This window comes from Aquabacterium parvum, from assembly GCF_001447195.1.
GTDB lineage: Bacteria > Pseudomonadota > Gammaproteobacteria > Burkholderiales > Burkholderiaceae_C > Aquabacterium > Aquabacterium parvum.
Window position 1 is genome coordinate 1 of sequence record NZ_LFRI01000118.1, and the last position, 273, is coordinate 273.

1 protein-coding gene is annotated in these 273 nt (G+C 57.1%); it reads left to right on the forward strand.

Annotated features, from left to right (window positions below):
* The first annotated feature begins 116 nt into the window (after positions 1–116).
* Positions 117–239 (forward strand): hypothetical protein, encoded by a 123-nt coding sequence (locus ABG80_RS23705; RefSeq protein ID WP_268760931.1) that lies wholly within the window; start codon positions 117–119, stop codon positions 237–239.
* The last annotated feature ends 34 nt before the right edge of the window (positions 240–273 follow it).

Sequence of the window (273 nt, forward strand, 5' to 3'; positions counted from 1 at the left end):
TGCCATTAGACGGGGCGCTAAGTCGATGAAAGCCTACTTGGATAGGTGGGAGGTCATCCGAGCCGAGAAAACGGCTCTGAGGCCTTTTTTGGTGACTTTGACGGTGAAGAACGGTGATGACCTGGCTGAACGCTTTTAGCACCTTCATAGAGCCCAGCGCGAGCTATGGAAACGCCGGCAACGTGGTCGCGGCTCTGTGCTCGATGGTGTTGTGGGCGCTGTTTGGTCATACGAAGTGAAGCGGGGAGACAACTCGGGCCAGTGGCACCCGCA

What these genes read in the sequence shown, in the direction of transcription:
- ABG80_RS23705 (WP_268760931.1), top strand. Translation starts at nt 117, where the DNA reads ATGACCTGGCTGAACGCTTTTAGCACCTTCATAGAGCCCAGCGCGAGC.